16 protein-coding genes and 1 pseudogene are annotated in these 18,142 nt (G+C 73.9%); 8 read left to right on the forward strand and 9 right to left on the reverse strand.

The annotated features are described in order from the left end of the window. Nucleotides 1–16: 16 nt before the first annotated feature. Nucleotides 17–580, reverse strand: coding sequence for a DM13 domain-containing protein (locus AB0873_RS05875; RefSeq protein ID WP_366598625.1), 564 nt, complete (start codon nucleotides 578–580; stop codon nucleotides 17–19). Between the two features lie 125 nt (nucleotides 581–705). Between AB0873_RS05875 and AB0873_RS05880 the strand changes: the two genes are divergently transcribed. From AB0873_RS05880 to AB0873_RS05895, 4 genes are read left to right on the forward strand one after another with little or no spacing between them, the layout of a single operon-like run. Next, nucleotides 706–1,620, forward strand: coding sequence for an ABC transporter ATP-binding protein (locus AB0873_RS05880; RefSeq protein ID WP_366598626.1), 915 nt, complete (start codon nucleotides 706–708; stop codon nucleotides 1,618–1,620). After that, on the forward strand, nucleotides 1,613–2,497 hold the full coding sequence (locus tag AB0873_RS05885) for an ABC transporter permease (RefSeq protein WP_366598627.1): 885 nt from the start codon (nucleotides 1,613–1,615) through the stop codon (nucleotides 2,495–2,497). The genes AB0873_RS05880 and AB0873_RS05885 overlap by 8 nt, the downstream gene beginning before the upstream one ends. Next, on the forward strand, nucleotides 2,494–3,450 hold the full coding sequence (locus AB0873_RS05890) for an ABC transporter ATP-binding protein (RefSeq protein WP_155330353.1): 957 nt from the start codon (nucleotides 2,494–2,496) through the stop codon (nucleotides 3,448–3,450). The genes AB0873_RS05885 and AB0873_RS05890 overlap by 4 nt, the downstream gene beginning before the upstream one ends. Beyond that, the gene (locus AB0873_RS05895) at nucleotides 3,450–4,160 is read left to right on the forward strand and encodes an ABC transporter permease subunit (RefSeq protein ID WP_155330354.1); all 711 of its coding nucleotides are present in this window, start codon (nucleotides 3,450–3,452) and stop codon (nucleotides 4,158–4,160) included. Before AB0873_RS05890 ends, AB0873_RS05895 begins: the two co-directional genes overlap by 1 nt. A gap of 141 nt (nucleotides 4,161–4,301) precedes the next feature. On the opposite strand, the gene valS is transcribed toward AB0873_RS05895, so the two are convergent. From valS to AB0873_RS05930, 7 genes are all read right to left on the reverse strand, one after another. Beyond that, nucleotides 4,302–6,866, reverse strand: a complete 2,565-nt coding sequence (gene valS / locus AB0873_RS05900; protein ID WP_366598628.1) for a valine--tRNA ligase — start codon at nucleotides 6,864–6,866, stop codon at nucleotides 4,302–4,304. Next, complete coding sequence (locus AB0873_RS05905; RefSeq protein ID WP_366598629.1) at nucleotides 6,863–7,159, reverse strand: hypothetical protein; 297 nt, start codon at nucleotides 7,157–7,159, stop codon at nucleotides 6,863–6,865. Before AB0873_RS05905 ends, valS begins: the two co-directional genes overlap by 4 nt. Before the next feature lie 8 nt (nucleotides 7,160–7,167). Further along, nucleotides 7,168–9,090 (reverse strand): ABC transporter ATP-binding protein, encoded by a 1,923-nt coding sequence (locus tag AB0873_RS05910; RefSeq protein WP_366598630.1) that lies wholly within the window; start codon nucleotides 9,088–9,090, stop codon nucleotides 7,168–7,170. Continuing rightward, nucleotides 9,087–10,925, reverse strand: coding sequence for an ABC transporter ATP-binding protein (locus tag AB0873_RS05915; RefSeq protein ID WP_366598631.1), 1,839 nt, complete (start codon nucleotides 10,923–10,925; stop codon nucleotides 9,087–9,089). Before AB0873_RS05915 ends, AB0873_RS05910 begins: the two co-directional genes overlap by 4 nt. Nucleotides 10,926–10,962: 37 nt before the next feature. Further along, complete coding sequence (locus AB0873_RS05920) at nucleotides 10,963–11,475, reverse strand: methylated-DNA--[protein]-cysteine S-methyltransferase (RefSeq protein ID WP_366598632.1); 513 nt, start codon at nucleotides 11,473–11,475, stop codon at nucleotides 10,963–10,965. Continuing rightward, nucleotides 11,472–12,977: an AlkA N-terminal domain-containing protein gene (locus AB0873_RS05925; RefSeq protein ID WP_366598633.1), complete on the reverse strand. Its 1,506-nt coding sequence runs from the start codon at nucleotides 12,975–12,977 to the stop codon at nucleotides 11,472–11,474. The genes AB0873_RS05920 and AB0873_RS05925 overlap by 4 nt, the downstream gene beginning before the upstream one ends. A 64-nt stretch (nucleotides 12,978–13,041) precedes the next feature. Then, complete coding sequence (locus AB0873_RS05930; RefSeq protein ID WP_366598634.1) at nucleotides 13,042–13,836, reverse strand: alpha/beta hydrolase; 795 nt, start codon at nucleotides 13,834–13,836, stop codon at nucleotides 13,042–13,044. A gap of 121 nt (nucleotides 13,837–13,957) precedes the next feature. Here AB0873_RS05930 and AB0873_RS05935 point away from each other — a divergent pair, with 121 nt between their 5' ends. After that, entirely contained in the window at nucleotides 13,958–14,440 is a 483-nt protein-coding gene (locus AB0873_RS05935; protein WP_366598636.1) for a hypothetical protein, read from the forward strand. A gap of 53 nt (nucleotides 14,441–14,493) precedes the next feature. Here AB0873_RS05935 and AB0873_RS05940 read toward each other — a convergent pair. Further along, nucleotides 14,494–15,309, reverse strand: a pseudogene (locus AB0873_RS05940) (EamA family transporter); the annotation flags it as partial. Between the two features lie 96 nt (nucleotides 15,310–15,405). On the opposite strand from AB0873_RS05940, the gene AB0873_RS05945 reads away from it, so the two are divergent. From AB0873_RS05945 to ychF, 3 genes are all read left to right on the forward strand, one after another. Next, nucleotides 15,406–15,909: a MarR family transcriptional regulator gene (locus AB0873_RS05945; RefSeq protein WP_366598637.1), complete on the forward strand. Its 504-nt coding sequence runs from the start codon at nucleotides 15,406–15,408 to the stop codon at nucleotides 15,907–15,909. A 151-nt stretch (nucleotides 15,910–16,060) separates the two neighbouring features. Beyond that, nucleotides 16,061–16,825: a peptidase E gene (locus AB0873_RS05950; RefSeq protein ID WP_366598785.1), complete on the forward strand. Its 765-nt coding sequence runs from the start codon at nucleotides 16,061–16,063 to the stop codon at nucleotides 16,823–16,825. A 167-nt stretch (nucleotides 16,826–16,992) separates the two neighbouring features. Next, nucleotides 16,993–18,078, forward strand: a complete 1,086-nt coding sequence (gene ychF / locus AB0873_RS05955) for a redox-regulated ATPase YchF (RefSeq protein WP_155330364.1) — start codon at nucleotides 16,993–16,995, stop codon at nucleotides 18,076–18,078. The last annotated feature ends 64 nt before the right edge of the window (nucleotides 18,079–18,142 follow it).

Below are 18,142 nucleotides of genomic sequence, written 5' to 3' on the forward strand. Positions count from 1 at the left end.
GCGGGACGGTGACCGGTCAGGCCGGGGTCAGCGGCGCCGCGCCGAACGACACGGCGAACCGCTTGCACCAGATCGACACGCTGGTCAGATCGTCCAGGGTCAGGTCGGCCGGGATGTCGTACGCCTGGTCGCCCCGGTTGCCCTTGAGCCGGCCCAGCTCCACCCAGCGGCCGTCGTCGAACACCCGCCACCCGGCGGTGCCCTCCCGGACCGGCTGGTCGGTCAGCCAGACCCGCAGGTCCGGACCGTTGGAGGTGTCCAGCCCGACCAGCTCCAGCCGCAGCCGGCCGTCGGCGGTGCGGACGATCCGGGCGGTGCCGGTGGTGTCGTGCTCGTGGGTGACGAACTCACCACTGCGGACGATCACCGGGCCCGCCGGGGCGGTGGTGGCGGGGCCGGACGGCCCGGTGTCGGCAGCGGACGGCGGTGCCGCGGTCGCCACCACGGCCAGATCGTCGTCCACCTCGGTGTCGGTGACCAGCTTCCACGGCTGGAACCACCAGAGACCGAACGCGGCACCGGCGGCGAGCACGGCGACCGCGACCCAGGTGAGCGGGGCGCGCAGCAGTCGGAGGAACATGCCGCGCATTCTTCCGGACCGGAGCCGCCCGAGGGATTACCGGAGCCTTACCCCGGTACCCCTAGTGGGCGGATCAGGGGCGCGCCGGATGCCCCGGGGGTGCGTGACCTGCCTAGGCTGTCGGCGTGACACTCATCGCGACCGAGTCGCTGACCAAGACGTACGGGGGTGGGGTCACCGCGCTGGCCGACCTGACCGTCGCGGTCGAGCCCGGGATCATCGGCCTGGTCGGCGCGAACGGCGCCGGCAAGTCGACGCTGATCAAGATCCTGCTCGGCCTGCTCCCGCCCACCGGCGGGCGGGTGCGGGTGCTCGACCTGGACCCGACCACCCAGTCCGACCAGGTGCGCGCCCGGGTCGGCTACATGCCCGAGCACGACGCCCTCCCGCCGGACCTCAGCGCCGCCGAGCTGGTCACCCACCTCGGCCGGATGAGCGGCCTGCCCCGCACCGTCGCGCGGGAACGCGCCAGCGAGGCTCTGCGGCACGTCGGTCTCTACGAGGAGCGGTACCGCCCGGTGGGCGGCTACTCGACCGGCATGAAGCAGCGCGTCAAGCTCGCCCAGGCGCTCGTGCACGACCCCGACCTGCTGCTGCTCGACGAGCCCACCAACGGCCTCGACCCGGCCGGCCGGGACGCCATGCTCGCGCTGATCCACCGGATCGGCACCGAGTTCGGCATCTCCGTGCTCGTCTGCTCGCACCTGCTCGGCGAGGTGGAGCGGATCTGCGACACGCTGGTCGCCATCGACGGCGGCCGGCTGCTGCGCGCCGACCACATCTCCGCGATGACCACCGCCACCGACATCCTCGCGGTCGAGGTCAGCGAGGGCGCGGAGGAGCTGGCCACCCGGCTGGCCGCGTACCGCCTGCCGGTGAGCCGGGAGGGGCGCCTGCTGCTGGTGCCGCTCGCCGACGACGCCACCTACGACCTGATCCTCGGCGCGGTCGCCGAACTGGACCTGCCGCTGCACCGGCTGGACCAGCGCCGGCACCGGGTGGCCGAGCTGTTCGCCACGAGGGAGCCCAGCCATGTCTGAGCCGGCCGGTGTCATCCACGACATCGGGTACCAGCGTTACACCGGCCCACGGCTGGGCCGCGGTGCCGTGTTCGGAGCCCTTTACCTGCACGGCCTGCGGACGGTCTTCGGCTTCGGCCGCACCGCCAAGGCCAAGATCTTCCCCTGGCTGGTGGTGGGCATCGTGACGCTGGTGGCCGCCGGCGTCACCGCGGTGCGCAGCCAGCTCGGCGAGGTCGTGATGACGTACGCGCAGTTCGCCGACAACATGAGCTGGCTGGTCATCTTCTTCGTCGCGGTGGCCGCCCCCGAGCTGGTCAGCCGGGACCTGCGCAGCGGCGTCCTGCCGCTGTACTTCTCCCGGCCACTGCCCCGGTCGGACTATCCGCTGGCCAAGCTGCTCGCCCTCGTCACCGCGCTCTGGCTGCTGCTCGGCGGGCCGCAGCTGGTGATGTTCCTCGGTGCCGCCTTCACCACCAAGGAGGGGATGCGGGGCGTCTGGAACGAGCTGCTCGACCTGCTGCCGGGCCTGCTCTACGCCGGCCTCTGGGCAGTGGTCTTCGCCTCGATCGGCCTGCTGGTCGCGTCGCTCACCGGCAAGCGGGCGTTCGCCGCCGGCGGGATCGTGGCGGTCTTCCTGATGACCACGCCGATCGTCGGCATCCTCTCCATCCTGCCCTCGCGGGCGGTCAACGAGCTGGCCTTCCTCGCCTCGCCGTCGACCCTGGTGGGCGGCGTGGGCACCTGGGCGCTGGGCGACCTGCTGGTGCCGGCGGGTCAGGACGTCGACATCCCGATCGGTGACTTCGGCCCGGTCTACGCGCTCGCCGCCGTGGTCCTCGTCGCCACCTGCGTCACCCTGCTGCTGGCCCGGTACCGGAAGGTGGCCGCCCGATGAGCGCGATCAGTGCCGAGCGGACGCCGGCCCCCACCCGCACGACGAGCACCCTGGAGCTGGCGGGCGTCTCCCGCTGGTACGGCAACGTGGTCGCCGTCAACGACGTCAGCATGTCCCTCGGCGCGGGCGTCACCGGCCTGCTCGGCCCGAACGGCGCCGGCAAGACCACCTTGCTGCACATGATGGCCGGCTTCCTGTCGCCGTCGCGGGGCACGGTGACGCTGGACGGATCGCCGACCTGGCGCAACCCCGAGGTCTACCGGCGGCTGGGCCTGGTCAGCGAGCGGGAGGCCGTGCACACTTTCCTCACCGCGTACGAGTTCGTGCTCGCCAGCGCCAAGCTGCACCGGCTGCCCGATCCCGAGGGTGCGGCCCGCCGGGCGATCGCACTGGTCGAGCTGGAGGACGCGCAGTCCCGCCGGATCGGCACGTACTCGAAGGGCATGCGGCAGCGCGCCCGGGTGGCCGCGGCGCTGGTCCACGACCCGCAGGTGCTGCTGCTCGACGAGCCGTTCAACGGCATGGACCCGCGCCAGCGGTTGCACATGATGGACCTGCTGCACCGCCTCGGCGCCGCCGGCCGGACCATCCTGTTCAGCTCGCACATCCTGGAGGAGGTCGAGCAGGTCTCCGGCACCGTCCAGGTGATGGTCGCCGGCCGGCTCGCCGCCTCGGGCGACTTCCGGACCATCCGGCGCCTGATGACCAACCGGCCGCACGTCTTCGCGATCCGGTCCACCGACGACCGGGCCCTGGCGGTGGCGCTGATGGCGGAGCCGTCGGTGACCGGCGTGGAGCTGGGCCGCACCGGGCTGACCGTGCGGGCCGGCGACTACGGCGCCTTCACCCGCGCGCTGCCGAGGATCGCCCTGGCCCGGGGCATCCGCGTCCGGCAGCTCGTGCCCGAGGACGAGTCCCTGGAGAGCGTCTTCTCCTACCTGGTGGAGGCCTGATGTCTACCGTTTCCTGGATCACCGCGCGTGGACTGTTCGGCCGTCGCCGCTTCCTGCTGCTGCTCCCGCTGCCGGCGTTGCTGGTGCTGCTCGCCGTGCTGTCCCGCTCCCTCGGGGTGGACCCGGGCGAGTGGGGCCCGCCGGTGCTGGTCGGCCTCGGGCTCGCCGTGGTGCTGCCGGTGGTCGCCCTGATCGTCGGCACCGGCGTGCTCGGCGCCGAGATCGACGACGGCACCGTGGTGCACATCCTCACCAAGCCGCTGCCGCGCTGGCAGATCGTACTGCCGAAGCTCGCGGTCGCCGCCGGCGTCACCGCGGTCACCGTCGCCGTGCCGCTCTACGTCGCGGGCGTGCTCGCCCACTCGGTACGCCTCGGCCTGGCGCTCGCCGCCGCCGCGGCTGTCGGGGCGCTGGCGTACTGCGCGTTGTTCGTGGCGCTCAGCCTGGTCACCCGGCGGCCCGTGCTGCTCGGCCTGGTCTACGTGCTGATCTGGGAGGGGCTGCTCGGCAACTTCGTCAGCGGCACGAAGGTGCTCTCCATCCAGCAGTACGTGATCGCGCTCGCCGACCGCTTCGCCCCGACCGAGCTGCTCGCCACGGACGTGTCGGTGCCGGTGGCGACCGTGATGAGCGCGCTCATCGCGGTGGGCTTCACCGCCCTGGCGATCGACCGCCTGCGCTCGTTCAGCGTGGCCGGCGAAACGAGCTGACGTGCAAGGAAGGGCCCCTTCTCAACGCCACCGGTAGAGGAAGGGCCCCTTGTCAACACTCGCACAGCCGCGTCGGCGGCATGTGTTAACAAGGGGCCCTTCCTATGCACCAGGCGTTAGAAGGGGGCCCTTCCTTACACCTCAGAAGGCGCAGGCGATGACCAGCTCGGGGGTGCGGTCGGGGAGGAGGTCGAGCTTGCCGATCCGGCCCGCCGCCTTCAGGTCGTCGGCGACGACGGTGAGCTGGTCGAGCAGCGCGGCCGGGCCGAGCGCCTCGGCCAGCGGCACCTCCGCCTTCATCGACAGCTTCCGCTCCGACTTGGCGCGGCGCACCTGGCTGAGCGCGTCCCCGGCGAGGCGCAGCAGCTCCGGGTCACCCTCGCCGGAGATCGCCCGCCCCACCTCGTACGTGGTGGGCCACGGCGCGCGGTGCACCGAGCCGTACCGCCACCAGGACCACACCTCCTCCGTCGCGAACGGCAGCACCGGGGCGAAGAGCCGCAACTGCACCGAGAGCGCGCCGGCCAGCGCCGCCCGCGCGGAGTCGGCCCCCGGCCCGCTGCCGTAGGCGCGTTCCTTCACCAACTCGATGTAGTCGTCGCAGAACCGCCAGAAGAACCCCTCCGCGGCCTGCAACGCCGCCGTGTGGTCGTACGCCTCGAACGCGGCCGTCGCCGTGGCGACCACCCCGGACAGCTCGGCGAGCATCGACCGGTCGAGCGGCTCGGTCGCCGCGGCCCGCAACGCGTCGGCGGCGCCCAGCCCGAGGGCGAACCGCGACGCGTTCAGCAGCTTCGTGGCCAGCCGCCGGCCCACCTTGATCTGCGCCGGATCGAAGGCGAGGTCGGTGCCGGGCCGGCCGTTCGCCGCCCAGTACCGGACGGCGTCGGCGCCGTGCTCCTCCAGCAGCGCCATCGGGGTGACCACGTTCCCCTTGGACTTGGACATCTTCTTGCGGTCCGGGTCGAGGATCCAGCCGGACAGCTCCGCGTCCCGCCACGGCAGCACCCCGTGCTCCAGATGGGACCGGACCACCGTGGCGAACAACCAGGTGCGGATGATCTCCTGCCCCTGCGGGCGCAGGTCCATCGGGAACACCCGGCGGAACAGGTCCGGGTCGGTCTCCCAGCCGCCGACGATCTGCGGGGTCAGCGACGAGGTGGCCCAGGTGTCCAGCACGTCCGGGTCGCCGACGAAGCCGCCCGGCGTTCCGCGCTGCGACTCGTCGTACCCGGCGGGCGCGTCGGTGGACGGATCGACCGGCAGCGCCGACTCGTCCGGTGTGAGAGGGTGGGACCAGTCCGGCTCGCCAGCGTTGTCGAGCCGGTACCACACCGGCACCGGCACCCCGAAGAAGCGCTGCCGGCTGACCAGCCAGTCACCGGTCAGGCCCCCCACCCAGTGGTCGTAGCGGTGCCGCATGTGCTCCGGCACCCAGCGCAGCTCCCGCCCCCGGGCCAGCAGCTCCGCGCGCAGCTCCGGATCCCGGCCGCCGTTGCGCAGGTACCACTGCCGGGTCGACACGATCTCCAGCGGCCGGTCGCCCCGCTCGTAGAACTTGACCGGGTGGGTGATCGGGCGCGGCTCGCCGACCAGATCGTTCGCGTCGGCCAGCAGCTGCACGACCGTTCGCCGGGCGCCGTTGACGGTCTGCCCCGCGAGCGCCGCGTACGGCTCCGCCGGCACGCCGGCCGGCGCCTCCGGCAGCAGCCGGCCGTCGCGGCCGATCACCACCCGCGTGTCCAGGCGGAGCTCGCGCCACCAGGTCACGTCGGTCAGGTCACCGAACGTGCAGATCATCGCGATGCCGGTGCCCTTGGCCGGGTCCGCCAGCGGGTGCGCGCGCACCGGCACCTCGACCCCGAAGATCGGGGTACGCACGACCGCGCCGACCAGGTCCGCGTACCGCTCGTCACCGGGGTGGTGGACCAGCGCCACGCACGCCGGCAGCAGCTCCGGTCGGGTGGTGTCGATCAGCACCTCCCGGCCGCCGGGCCCGTGGAAGCGCAGCCGGTGGTACGCGCCGGGCCGCTCCCGGTCCTCCAGTTCCGCCTGGGCGACGGCGGTGGCGAAACCGACGTCCCACAGCGTCGGTGCCTCCGCCTGGTACGCCTCGCCCCGCGCCAGGTTGCGCAGGAACGCCCGTTGGCTGGTCGCCCGCGCGACCCGCCCGATCGTCGTGTACGTCAGCGACCAGTCCACGGACAGGCCGAGGCGCCGCCACAGCGCCTCGAACACCTGCTCGTCGGCCACGGTGAGCCGCTCGCAGAGCTCGATGAAGTTGCGCCGGGAGATCGGGGTGGGATCCTTGCGCGCGGCGTCGTCCACGGGCGCGTCCGGTGGCACCCAGGCCGGGTCGTACGGCAGGTCCGGGTCGCAGCGCACCCCGTACACGTTCTGCACCCGGCGTTCGGTCGGCAGGCCGTTGTCGTCCCAGCCCATCGGGTAGAACACCGTGCGACCGCGCATCCGCTGGAACCGGGCCACCAGGTCGGTGTGGGTGTACGAGAAGACGTGTCCCATGTGGAGTTCGCCGGATACGGTCGGCGGCGGGGTGTCGATCGCGTACACGTCCGAACGCTCTCTGCCGCGGTCGAACGCGTACGTGCCCTCCTCCTGCCAGCGGCGCGCCCAGGTCTCCTCGAGCCCGTCCAGGGTCGGACGCTCGGGGACGCCGGCGCGGGCCGTCCTCGCCGTATCAGTCATCCGTCGATGGTAGGCAGCGACCGCCCGTCGGGCAGCGGATTACCCGGCGGGGCGCACGTCGGGGTCCGTCGCCGACCGGGGCACCGACGGGTGCCGCACGAACAGCGGGCCACGGTGGCCAGCTGGAGGCCGAGGGTCCCACCGGTCCGGGCGTTCCCCCGGTCGAGGATGGTGGAGACCGGCGCGTGGACGTTGCGCTCGTCGGGGTTGGTGCAGGGGCCGCTGCCCCGCGCGGTCGACCGTTTCCTCCCGGGCCGGCGCGCCGAGCCGGCCGCGTCCGCCACGTAGGGCACGGGTGGTCCTACACGAGCGAGTCGCGCCACTGCCGGTGCAGCGCGGCGTACCGGCCGTCGGCGGCGACCAGCTCGGCCGGCGGGCCGTCCTCGACGATCCGCCCCGATTCCAGCACCACCACCCGGTCGGCGATCTCCACGGTGGACAGCCGGTGCGCGATGACCAGCGCGGTGCGGTCCCGCAGGATGGTGCCGAGGGCGTGCTGGACCGCCCGTTCGGTCGGGACGTCCAGTGACGAGGTCGCCTCGTCGAGGATCAGCACCGCCGGGTCGGCCAGGAACGCGCGGGCGAAGGCGACGAGCTGCCGCTGGCCGGCGGAGAGCCGGCCGCCCCGGCGGTGCACCTGGGTGGCGTACCCCTCGGGGAGCGCGGCGATGAAGTCGTGTGCGCCGATCGCCCGCGCTGCCGCCGCCACGGCGTCGTCGTCGGCGTCGGGACGGCCGAACCGGATGTTCTCCGCGACCGTGCCGCCGAAGAGGTGGGTCTCCTGGGTGACCAGCACGAGCGCGCGGCGCAGCTCGGCGTCCGCGACGTCGCGCAGGTCGACACCGTCCAGCAGCACCTCCCCGGCCACCGGGTCGTGGAAGCGCGCGAGCAGCTTGGCGATGGTCGACTTGCCGGCGGCGGTCGGGCCGATCAGCGCGACGGTCTGCCCGGCCGGGATGTCGAGGTCCAGGCCGGTGAGGATCGGCGCGTCCGGGCGGTACCCGAAGGTGACCGCCCGGAAGGTGACCGCGCCGCGGGCCGGCCCGGCCGGCAGCGGCACCGGCCGGGCCGGTTCGGGCACCGCGGGCCGCTCGTCGAGCACCCCGGCGAGCTTCTCCAGCGCCGCCGTGGCCGACTGCAGCGAGTTGTAGAACTGGCTCAGCTCCTGCATGGGCTCGAAGAACCGCCGCAGGTAGAGCAGGAAGGCGGCGAGGACGCCGATCTCGGTGTGGCCGTCGAGCACCCGCCAGCCGCCGTAGCACAGCACCACCGCCACGGTGACGTTGCCGATCACCTTGATCCCGGGGGAGTAGGTGGCGATCAGGCGGAAGGCGTGCAGGCTGGCCCGCCGGTAGTCGTCGCTGACCGCCGCGAAGATCCGCTGGTTGCGGCGCTCGCGGCGGAACGCCTGCACCGCCCGGATGCCCCGCATCGACTCGACGACGTGGACGATGACCAGCGCGATCGTCTCCCGCGTGCGCCGGTACGCGGCCGCCGAGGCGCGCGCGAACCAGCGCGACAGCCAGTACAGGAACGGGAACGCGAGCAGGGTCACGCCGGCCAGCGGCGGATCGAGCCAGAGCAGGATGGCGGCGACCGAGAGGATGGACAGGGCGGCGAGCACGAGACTGTCGATGCCGCCGCCGGCCAACTCGCCGATCGAGTCGAGGTCGCTGGTGAGCCGGGAGACCATCCGCCCCGACGTGTACCGCTCGTGGAATCTCACCGACAGCCGCAGGAACTGGCCGTACACCCGCTGTCGCAGGTCGAGCAGGACGGCCTGGCCGATCCGTGCGGAGAGCACGAGGAAGCCGCGGCGTGCCGCGTACTCCATGGCGGTGGCGACGGCGAACGCGGCGGCGATCCCGACCAGCGGGCCGGGATTCCCGGCCCGTAGCGGCGCGATCCCCCGGTCGATGCCGAGCATCACGAGGTACGGCCCGGCCATGCCGGCCGCGTTCTGCCCGAGCAGCAACGCGACCGCGACGGCGAGCCGCCAGCGGTGCGGGCGCAGCAGGCCCCCCAGCAGCACCCGGCTGCGCGCGCGGAGGCGGGCCACCGCCGCGGGGTCGGTGTCCTCGGCGTGGCTCCGGTCGGCGTCCGGGTCGGTGGCGATCCCGCGCCAACTGTCCAGGTCGGGCGGCCGTCGTTGCGGGTCGGGCGGCCGTCGTGGCGACGGCACCGGTCCGGGCGGACCACCGGTGTCGTCGTCGGCCTCCGTCACGACCGCACCAGGCCCCGCCCGTCGGGTGCGGGGCCACCCGCCGCGGGGCCGGGCGCGCGGGTCGGCGGTTCCGCCGAGAGCAGCGCACGGTACGCGGGCACGGCGCCGAGCAGGTGCGAGTGCCGGCCCACCGCCGTGATCCGTCCCTCCTCCAGCAGGGCGACCCGGTCGGCGAGCGCGATGGTGGACGGTCGGTGCGCGACCAGCAGCGCGGTGGTGTTGCGCAGCACCCGGCGCAGCGCCGCCTCCACCATCGCCTCGGTGTGCACGTCGAGGGCGGACAGCGGATCGTCGAGCACGAGCACCGCCGGCCGGCCGAGCACGGCCCGGGCCAGCGCCAACCGCTGCCGCTGCCCGCCGGAGAGCGACAGGCCCTGCTCGCCGACGCGGGTGGCGAGCCCCCACGGCAGGTCGTACGCGAAGTCGGCCTGGGCCAGTGCCAGTGCGGCGCGGACCTCCTCCTCACCGGCGTCGGGCCGGCCCAGCGTGAGGTTCTCCCACACCGACATCGAGAACAGGGTGGGCTCCTCGAAGGCCACCCCGACCAGCCGGCGCAGCGAGGCGAGGCGCAGGTCCCGCAGGTCATGCCCGTCCAGCGTGATCCGCCCGTCGCCCGCCTCGTGCAGCCGGGGCACCAGGGACAGCAGGGTGCTCTTGCCCGAGCCGGTCGCGCCTACCAGCGCCACCGTCTCACCCGGCTCGACGGTCAGGTCGAGGGCCCGCAGGACGGGTGCCGTGGCGCCCGGGTAGCGGAAGGAGAGCCCCTCGAACGCCAGTCGGCCGCGTACGGCGGCCCGGCCGAGCGCGACCGCGTGCGGACGGTCCACGATGGCGGGCGGAGTGTCCAGCACCTCCCGGACCCGGTCGGCCGCGGTCGCCGCCTCCTGCCCGCCGGCGATGATCCAGCCGAGGCCCTGCACCGGCCAGACCAGCATGAGCTGGAGGCTGACGAACGCCACCAGTTCCCCGATGGTGAGTGCGCCGCTCGCGGCGGCGGCCGCACCGGCGACCAGCACGACGCCCAGGGTCAGGTTCGGCACCAGGTCGAGCCGGGCCGACGTCGCGGCGAGCAGCCGCCCCTTGCCGACGCCGGTGTCGTGCAGGGCCCGGGCCCCCTCGGCGAACCGTGCGGCGAGTTGCGGCCCCCGCCCGTACGCCTTCATCGTGCGCAGCCCCTGCGCCGTCTCCTCGACCAGGGTCGCCACGTCGCCCTGCTGGTCCTGCATGCGTCGGGAGGCGGTGTGGTACGCCTGCGCGAACCGTCGGGCGATGAGGAACAGCGGCACCGCGCTCGCCGCCACCAGCAGCCCCAGCACGGGGTGCAGCCGGATCAGCAGCACCACCACGACCACGTACGTGACCAGGTTGAGGATCAGGAAGAACAGGCCGAAGGAGAGGAACCGGCGGATCACCGACAGGTCGGTGGTGATCCGGGACAGCAGCTGACCGGACTGCCACCGGTCGTGGAAGCTCGGCGGCAGCCGTTGCAGGTGGGCGTAGACGTCGGCGCGGATGGCCGCCTCCATGCCGACGGAGGAGGACGACTGCACCCAGCGCCGGATGAAGATCAGCAGCGCCTCGGCGAGACCCAGCAGCAGTGCCAGGCCGGCGAGGCGGACCAGCCCGGCAGGGTCCTGCCGGGCGACCGGGCCGTCCACCACGCGCTGGGCCACCAGGGGCACCGCGATCCCCGCCGCGGTGGCGGCCAGCCCGGCGACGAGCAGCCAGGCGAACTCCCCCGCGTACGGGCGCAGGTAGTGCCGCAGCCGCCAGAGGTTGTGCAGCGGATGTCGGCCCGTGGCAGTGACCGAGTCTCCTTCACGTTCCGCAGGCACTACCCGACGGTAGCGGCATCTGGGAGCGGTGCCGGTGTCAGCTTGTTGTCAAGCGCCGCTCATGACCGAGAAGCCACTTCTTCACGTCCAGCCCCCAGCGGTAGCCGCCGAGCGTCCCGTCGGTGCGCAGCACCCGGTGGCAGGGGACGAAGAGCGCGGCGGCGTTGCGGGCGCAGGCCGCCGCGGCGGCGCGGACCGCCGCCGGGCGTCCGGCCAGCCCGGCGAACCCGGTGTACGTGACCGGCTCGCCCGGCTTCACGTCCCGCAGCACCGTCCACGCGTACGCCATGAACGCCCCTCCGGTGTGCTGCTCCACCGGCACGGTGTCGATCGCGGTCAGGTCGCCGTCCAGGTAGGACGCGACGGCGGCGGTGACCGGGCCGAGGTCGGGCCGGGGCCGTAGCGGCGCCCGCAGGCTCGGGTGGATGAGGGGGACCAGGGTCTGCGGGTCGGCGGTGAAGCCGGCGGCCCGGACCGCCCCGTCGGGTCCGGCGACGACGCTGAGCGGGCCGGCCGGGGTGGCGATGACGGTGCTGTCGATCGTGCTCATGCTGCTCTCCAGAGTCGGATGACCGCGTACGAGCGCCAGGGGCGCCAGCGGTCGGCGTACGTGTCGAGGGTCTTCGGGTCGTCCGGCAGGCCGAGGGCGGCGGCGCCACGGCGTACGGCGAGGTCGGTGGGGAGGAACGTGTCCGGGTCGCCGAGCGCGCGCAGCGCGACGTAGTTCGCCGTCCACGCCCCGATGCCGGGCAGTGCCAGCAGCCGCTGCCGGGTCTCCTGCCGATCCCCGCCCGGCTCCAGGTCCAGGACCCCGTCAACCACCGCCCGCGCCAGCCCCCGGATCGTCTCCCGCCGCCCCCCCGGCATCCCAAACCCCGCGTCCGGCACCCCCAGCACCTCCCCAGCCGACGGAAACCCCCGCAACCCCCACCCCGCCTCGGCGTGATCATGAAGTTGACGGGTGAGTTGATCTCCTTCGTACCCGCTAACTTCATGATCGACGGCGGCGGTCGGGGCGGGGAGGTGGGTCAGGAGGCGGGTCAGGGTGGTGCGGGCGGACGTCACCGAGACCTGCTGGCCGATGATCGCGCGGACGGCCATCTCGAAACCGTCGGCGGCGCGGGGGACGCGGATGCCGGGCTCCGCCGCGACCGCCGGGGCGAAGGCGGGGTCGGCGGCCAACGTCTGGTCGACCGCCACCGGGTCGGCGTCGAGGTCGAGCAGGCGGCGGCAGCGGGCCACCGCCGGCGCCAGGTCCCGCATGTCGGTCAGCCGCAGCGTCGCCACCACGTGCCCGTCCGCCGGGGTCAGGGCCGCCTCGCCGGTGCCGTGCGGCAGCCGCAGGCCCCGGTGGTACGTGCCGGCGCGCACCTCGTCGACCGCCGGCAGCGCCCGGAGGGCGAGGAAGTCCAGCAGCGCCCGGGCGTGCAGCGGCGGCCGGTACGCGAGCCGTACGGTGATCGTGCCCGCCCCGGCCGGCGCCGGACGCTGCCCCCGGGCGGTCCGCAGCTCGGTCGGCGCGACCCCGTACACCTCGCGGACCGTGTCGTTGAACTGCCGGATGCTGCCGAACCCGGCCGCGAACGCGACGTCCGCCATCCCGAGCGCGGTGGTCTCGATCAGGGTCCGCGCGGTCTGTGCGCGCTGCGCCCGGGCCAGGGCGAGCGGGCCGGCGCCCAACTCGGCGCGGAGCATCCGGTGCAGGTGCCGCTCGGTGTAGCCGAGCCGCGCCGCGAGGCCCGGCACCCCGTCCCGGTCGACGACACCGTCGGCGATCAGTCGCATGGCGCGACCCACCACGTCGGCCCGGACGTCCCACTGCGGGGACCCGGGCGCGGCGTCCGGCCGGCACCGGCGGCAGGCGCGCAGGCCGGCGCCCTGTGCGGCGGCGGCCGACGGGAAGAACCGGACGTTCTGCCGCTTGGGGGTGATCGCCGGGCAGGACGGCCGGCAGTAGATGCCGGTAGAGGTCACGCCGGTGTAGAACCAGCCGTCGAACCGCTGGTCGCGGCTGTCGACGGCCCGGTAGCACCGTTCGAAGTCCAGGTCCACGCACCGATGATGCCTCCCCGCCGGACGCGCCTGCTGGCGGGAATCGGACGTGGCCGTGGACCGGCTAGCGGGCGTGCTCCAGCGCCCAGGCCAGCGCCTCGTCCGCGATCCGCTCCGAGCCCTGCTGCGCCGGCAGCAGGTGGGCGTAGCCCGGGTACTCACGGAGCTCCGTGACCGCGTTCGGCGTGTAGTGCGCCACGTTCGACCGCTGCACCGCGGGCGGCATCAGGTGGTCCTCGCCGCCGGAGATGAACAGCAGCGGCGCCCGGGCGTCGTTCCGGTAGTCGACCCAGGTGTCCTGCCGGCCGGGCTGGACGTTGGCGAGCAGGCTGCCCCAGAAGATCGCCGCGGCGGCGGGGACGTGGTAGCGCCGGTACAGCGCGAGCGACTCCTCCTCCGGGAACGTGTTCGTGAACGCGTACCGCCACTGCTCGGGGCTGAGTCCGGTCGCCCGCTCGCGGTCGAACGGATGGCGTAGCACCGGGAAGGACGCCTTGAGCTGCGCCGGGGGCGTCACCTTGACGCCCTCGGTCGGTGCCGAGTTGAGGGCGACGCCGGCCGCGCCGAAGCCGTGGTCGAGCAGGATCTGGGCGAACGCGCCGCCCGCGGAGTGGCCCATGATGATCGGCGGCCGGTCCAGCTCGCGGAGCACGGCCTCGAGGGACGCGATGATGTCCGGCACGGTCAGTCGTTCGATCGGGGTCGGGTCGGAGTTCAGTGCCTCCACGCCCACCTCGAAGCCCGGATAGCCGGGCGTGAGGACCCGGTACCCCTGGGCCTCGTAGTGGGCCTTCCACCCCTCCCAGCTCAGCGGGGTCACCCAGAAGCCGTGGATGAGCACGATCGTGTCGGGCTTCATGACACCCCCCGGCTACCTGGCCCGTCCTGCGGAGCCTAGCCGCGCGTTCGCTCCGGTCGTGCGGGAAACTGTCGGTTGTGGCCGGTACCGTCCCGCCATCAACTCAAGAAGGGGTGCGGCGATGGCGAGCGGGGCGGGTCGGCAGGCGGCGTCGACGCGGGACGGGCACCCTCCGCTGGAGCGGGCGGTGGTGCAGGGCTTCTACTCCCGCATGCGGGCCGTCGCTCCCGCTGCGGTCGGCGCCCTCGACCGGGACCGCGCCGGTGACCCGGGGCGCGCCTTCGGCGACACCGCCTGCGGCCGGCTCGTCCGCTCGCTGGACGACGACGGGCTGCGCGCCCTCGGCATGTGGGTGCACCACTGGTGCATGCGGTTCTACGACGACGACACCCGGGCCGCGCTGCGCCTGCTGCGGGAGATCGCCGCCCGGCCCGGCCTGGGCTGGACGGCCGACGAGGTCCGGTGGATGCTCCGCGAGTCGTACGCGACCGTCCCGGCCGCCGACGCCCGGTTCACCCTGCCGCTCGCCGCCGCCGCCGAGCTGGCCCCCGGCACGCTGCGGATCGAGCCCGTCGTCCCCCGCCAGCCCGGTCCCCGCGACTGACGCTCGCCGGCCGGCCGGCGCGGGGGAAGCTGGCCGGCCACGGTGGCGCCGACGGCCAGCGCGAAGCCGGCGAGCTGCCACCCGGTCAGCGCCTGGCCGAGCACCGCCCAGCCGAGCACGGCGGCGGTCAGCGGGCTCAGCGCGCCGAGCAGGGAGACCTGGGTGACGGGCAGCCGGGCGGCCCCGCGGAACCAGAGGGCGTACGCCAGGGCCGTGCCGACCAGCGTCAGCCAGGCGTACCCGGCCAGCGCGGGCGGGTCGGGGCGCGGCACCGCCCCTTCGACCAGCACCGCGACGGGCACCACCAGCAGCCCGCCGGCGGTGAGCTGCCATCCGGTGGCGGTGAGTGTCCCGACCCCCGGTGGGCGTCCCCACCGCCGGGTCAGCACCAGCCCGGTCCCCATCGCCGCGGTGGCGGTCAGCCCGGCCGCCACGCCGAGGGCGTCCAGCCCGGCGCCCGGGCGGAGCACCACCAGGGTGACCCCGACCAGCGCCGTCACCGCCGCGGCGAGCGCCCACCGGCGGGGACGCTCGCGGAGCACCAGCACGGTGAGGCCGGCGACCAGCAGGGGTTGGGTGGCGCCGAGGACGGCGGCCGTCCCGCCGGGCAGCCGGTACGCGGCCAGGAAGAGCAGCGGGAAGAACGCGCCGATGTTCAGCGCGCCGAGCACGGCGCTCCGCCACCACCAGGAGCCGCGTGGCCGGTGCCGGGTGACGGCGAGCAGCAGCAGCCCGGCGGGCAGGGCCCGGAACGCGCCGGACCAGAGCGGCCGGTCCGGCGGCAGTAGTTCGCTGGTGACCAGGTACGTGGTTCCCCAGGCGATCGGCGCCGCAGCGGTGACCAGGGGGTCGAGCCGGCGGTGGTCCATGGGCTCCTCCTCGAAACGCTCTTCGCTAAGTAGCTTAGCGATAAGCTACTTAGAGTCGAGTGAAGTGAGGGGTGCGAGGTGCGGCACAATCCGGATGTGGCGCAACGGGACGACGTCGACGGCATCGTCGAGCAGTGGCGGCGGGAACGCCCGGGCATGCGACCCGAGCCGATGGCCGTCTTCGGCCGCATCTACCGGCTGGCCCGCCTGGTCGGCGACGAGCAGGAGCGCACGTACGCCCGATGGTCGATCAGCCGGGGAGAGTTCGACGTGCTCGCCGCGCTGCGCCGCGCCGGTGCGCCGTACACGCTGCCGCCGAAGGCGCTCGCCGCGTCGATGATGCTCACCTCGGGCGGCATGACCGGCCGGCTCGACCGGCTGGAACGGGCCGGACTGGTCCGCCGCTCGCCCGACCCGGCCGACCGGCGGGGCCTCCAGGTGACCCTCACCGACGCCGGCCGGGAGTTGGTCGAGGAGGCGGCGGAGGCGGGTCTCGCGGTGCAGCGCCGGCTGCTCGACGTGCTGCCACCGGAGGACCAGGAGCGCCTCGGCGACCTGCTGCGTACCCTCCTCGGCGCGGTGACCGACGCCGAGCGCTGACCGGCGCCGGGGGGCGCACGCCAGACCCGTCCGCGCCGCCGACGGGGCCGGGAAACGCTCTCCACGGCCCGATTGCTCTTGATGGACCCGGTCGGTGGCGAGCCGACGGCGGCGGTGGCCGGTGAGCGGGGTCCGCGTGGGCTGCGGCAGGATGGGCGGCGCTCCCGACGGAAGGACGACCGTGGCCGCCAGCGAACCGACCATCCTCGCGACCAGCATGGGCGTCTACGCGCCGCGCAAGGACGGTGCGGCCCGGCGGATCAACCCGATCTTCCACCTGGCCGCCGACCTGGCCGAGACCGGGCGCGAGCCGAGGATCTGCTTCCTCAACCAGGCCGAGGGGGACCAGCCCACCACGCTGACCCGGGTGTACGAGGCGTTCGCCGGCAGTCGCTTCCGCATGACCCACCTGGCGCTGTTCCCGTTGCCGAACGTCGACGACGTCCGGGCGCACCTGCGGGCGCAGGACGTGATCTGGGTCGGCGGTGGCAGCGTGGCGAACCTGGTGGCCGTGTGGGGGGTGCACGGCCTCGGCGAGATACTGCGGGAGTGCTGGGAGGCCGGCGTCGTGCTGGGCGGCGTGTCGGCCGGCTCCATCTGCTGGCACACCGGTGGCGCCACCGACAGCTTCGGCCCCACGCTGCGCGGCTTCACCGGCGGGCTGGGCTGGCTGCCGTACGGCAACGGCGTGCACTACGACAGCGAGGAGCAGCGCCGGCCGCTGATGCACCGGCTGGTCGGCGACGGAACGCTGCCGACCGCGCACTGCACCGACGACGGCACCGGCCTGCTCTACCGGGGCGAACGGCTGGTCGAGGCGGTCGCGGACCGTCCGGGGGTGTCGGCGTACGAGGTCAGCCGGGGCCCCGACGGCAGCGTACGCGAAACGCCGATCGGCCCGCGCCTGCTCGACTGACCGGGCCCCGCGTCAGACCCGGTCCTCGAAGGCGGCGCAGACGATGGCCCGGACCCCGGGCCCCTCGATCGCCCGCAGCAGCTCCCCGGCAATGACCCGTGCCGGTGGAGCCCGAAAGCCGAGCCAGGTGCGGGTGGCCGGTGGGCACCGGCGTAAGCTGGCTCGTCGTGAGTCTCACCATCGGCATCGTCGGCCTACCCAACGTCGGCAAGAGCACGCTGTTCAACGCCCTGACCAAGAACGACGTGCTCGCGGCGAACTACCCCTTCGCCACCATCGAGCCCAACGTCGGTGTCGTCGGTCTGCCGGACGAGCGGCTGCACAAGCTCGCCGAGATCTTCACCTCGCAGAAGGTGATCCCCGCGCCGGTGTCGTTCGTCGACATCGCCGGCCTGGTGCGCGGCGCCTCCAAGGGGCAGGGGCGGGGCAACGCGTTCCTCGCCAACATCCGCGACGCCTCCGCGATCTGCCAGGTGGTGCGCGCCTTCTCCGACCCGAACGTGGTGCACGTCGACGGCAAGGTCTCCCCGGCCGACGACATCGAGACGATCAACACCGAGCTGATCCTCGCCGACATCCAGACGCTGGAGAAGGCCGTGCCGCGGCTGGAGAAGGAGGCCAAGCTCCGCAAGGACCGGGCCGCCGCCCTGGCCGCCGCCAAGGCCGCCGTCGACGTGCTCGACGGCGGCACCACCCTGTACGCGGGCGCGGCCGCCGCCGGCATCGAGCTGGAGCACCTGCGCGAGCTGCACCTGCTCACCACCAAGCCGTTCCTGTACGTCTTCAACGTCGACGAGGCCGAGCTGGCCAACGCGGAGTTCCTCGACGAGCTGCGCGCCCTGGTCGCCCCGGCCGAGGCCGTCTTCATGGACGCCAAGATCGAGTCCGAGCTGGTGGACCTGCCCGAGGAGGAGGCCCGCGAGCTGCTGGAGTCGATCGGGCAGTCCGAGCCCGGGCTGGACCAGCTCGTCCGGGTCGGCTTCCGGACGCTCGGGCTCCAGACGTACCTCACCGCCGGCCCCAAGGAAGCGCGGGCCTGGACCGTCCCGATCGGCGCGACCGCGCCGGAGGCCGCCGGGGTGATCCACTCCGACTTCCAGCGCGGCTTCATCAAGGCCGAGGTCGTCTCCTACGGCGACCTGGTCGCGGCCGGCAGCATGGCCGCGGCCAAGGCGGCGGGCAAGGTCCGCATCGAGGGCAAGGAGTACGTCATGCAGGACGGCGACGTGGTGGAGTTCCGCTTCAACGTCTGAACGATCACCGTACGGCTGCCGGCAGCACCCAGGGCTCGTGCGGTCCCGCCCGCCGACTAGGCTC

This window comes from Micromonospora sp. NPDC047707, assembly GCF_040704235.1.
GTDB lineage: Bacteria > Actinomycetota > Actinomycetes > Mycobacteriales > Micromonosporaceae > Micromonospora.

Coding starts and splice junctions, on each gene's coding strand:
- AB0873_RS05875 (WP_366598625.1), bottom strand. CDS start 580: ATGTTCCTCCGACTGCTGCGCGCCCCGCTCACCTGGGTCGCGGTCGCC.
- AB0873_RS05885 (WP_366598627.1), top strand. CDS start 1,613: ATGTCTGAGCCGGCCGGTGTCATCCACGACATCGGGTACCAGCGTTAC.
- AB0873_RS05890 (WP_155330353.1), top strand. CDS start 2,494: ATGAGCGCGATCAGTGCCGAGCGGACGCCGGCCCCCACCCGCACGACG.
- AB0873_RS05895 (WP_155330354.1), top strand. CDS start 3,450: ATGTCTACCGTTTCCTGGATCACCGCGCGTGGACTGTTCGGCCGTCGC.
- valS (WP_366598628.1), bottom strand. CDS start 6,866: ATGACTGATACGGCGAGGACGGCCCGCGCCGGCGTCCCCGAGCGTCCG.
- AB0873_RS05920 (WP_366598632.1), bottom strand. CDS start 11,475: ATGAGCACGATCGACAGCACCGTCATCGCCACCCCGGCCGGCCCGCTC.
- AB0873_RS05930 (WP_366598634.1), bottom strand. CDS start 13,836: ATGAAGCCCGACACGATCGTGCTCATCCACGGCTTCTGGGTGACCCCG.
- AB0873_RS05935 (WP_366598636.1), top strand. CDS start 13,958: ATGGCGAGCGGGGCGGGTCGGCAGGCGGCGTCGACGCGGGACGGGCAC.
- AB0873_RS05950 (WP_366598785.1), top strand. CDS start 16,061: ATGGGCGGCGCTCCCGACGGAAGGACGACCGTGGCCGCCAGCGAACCG.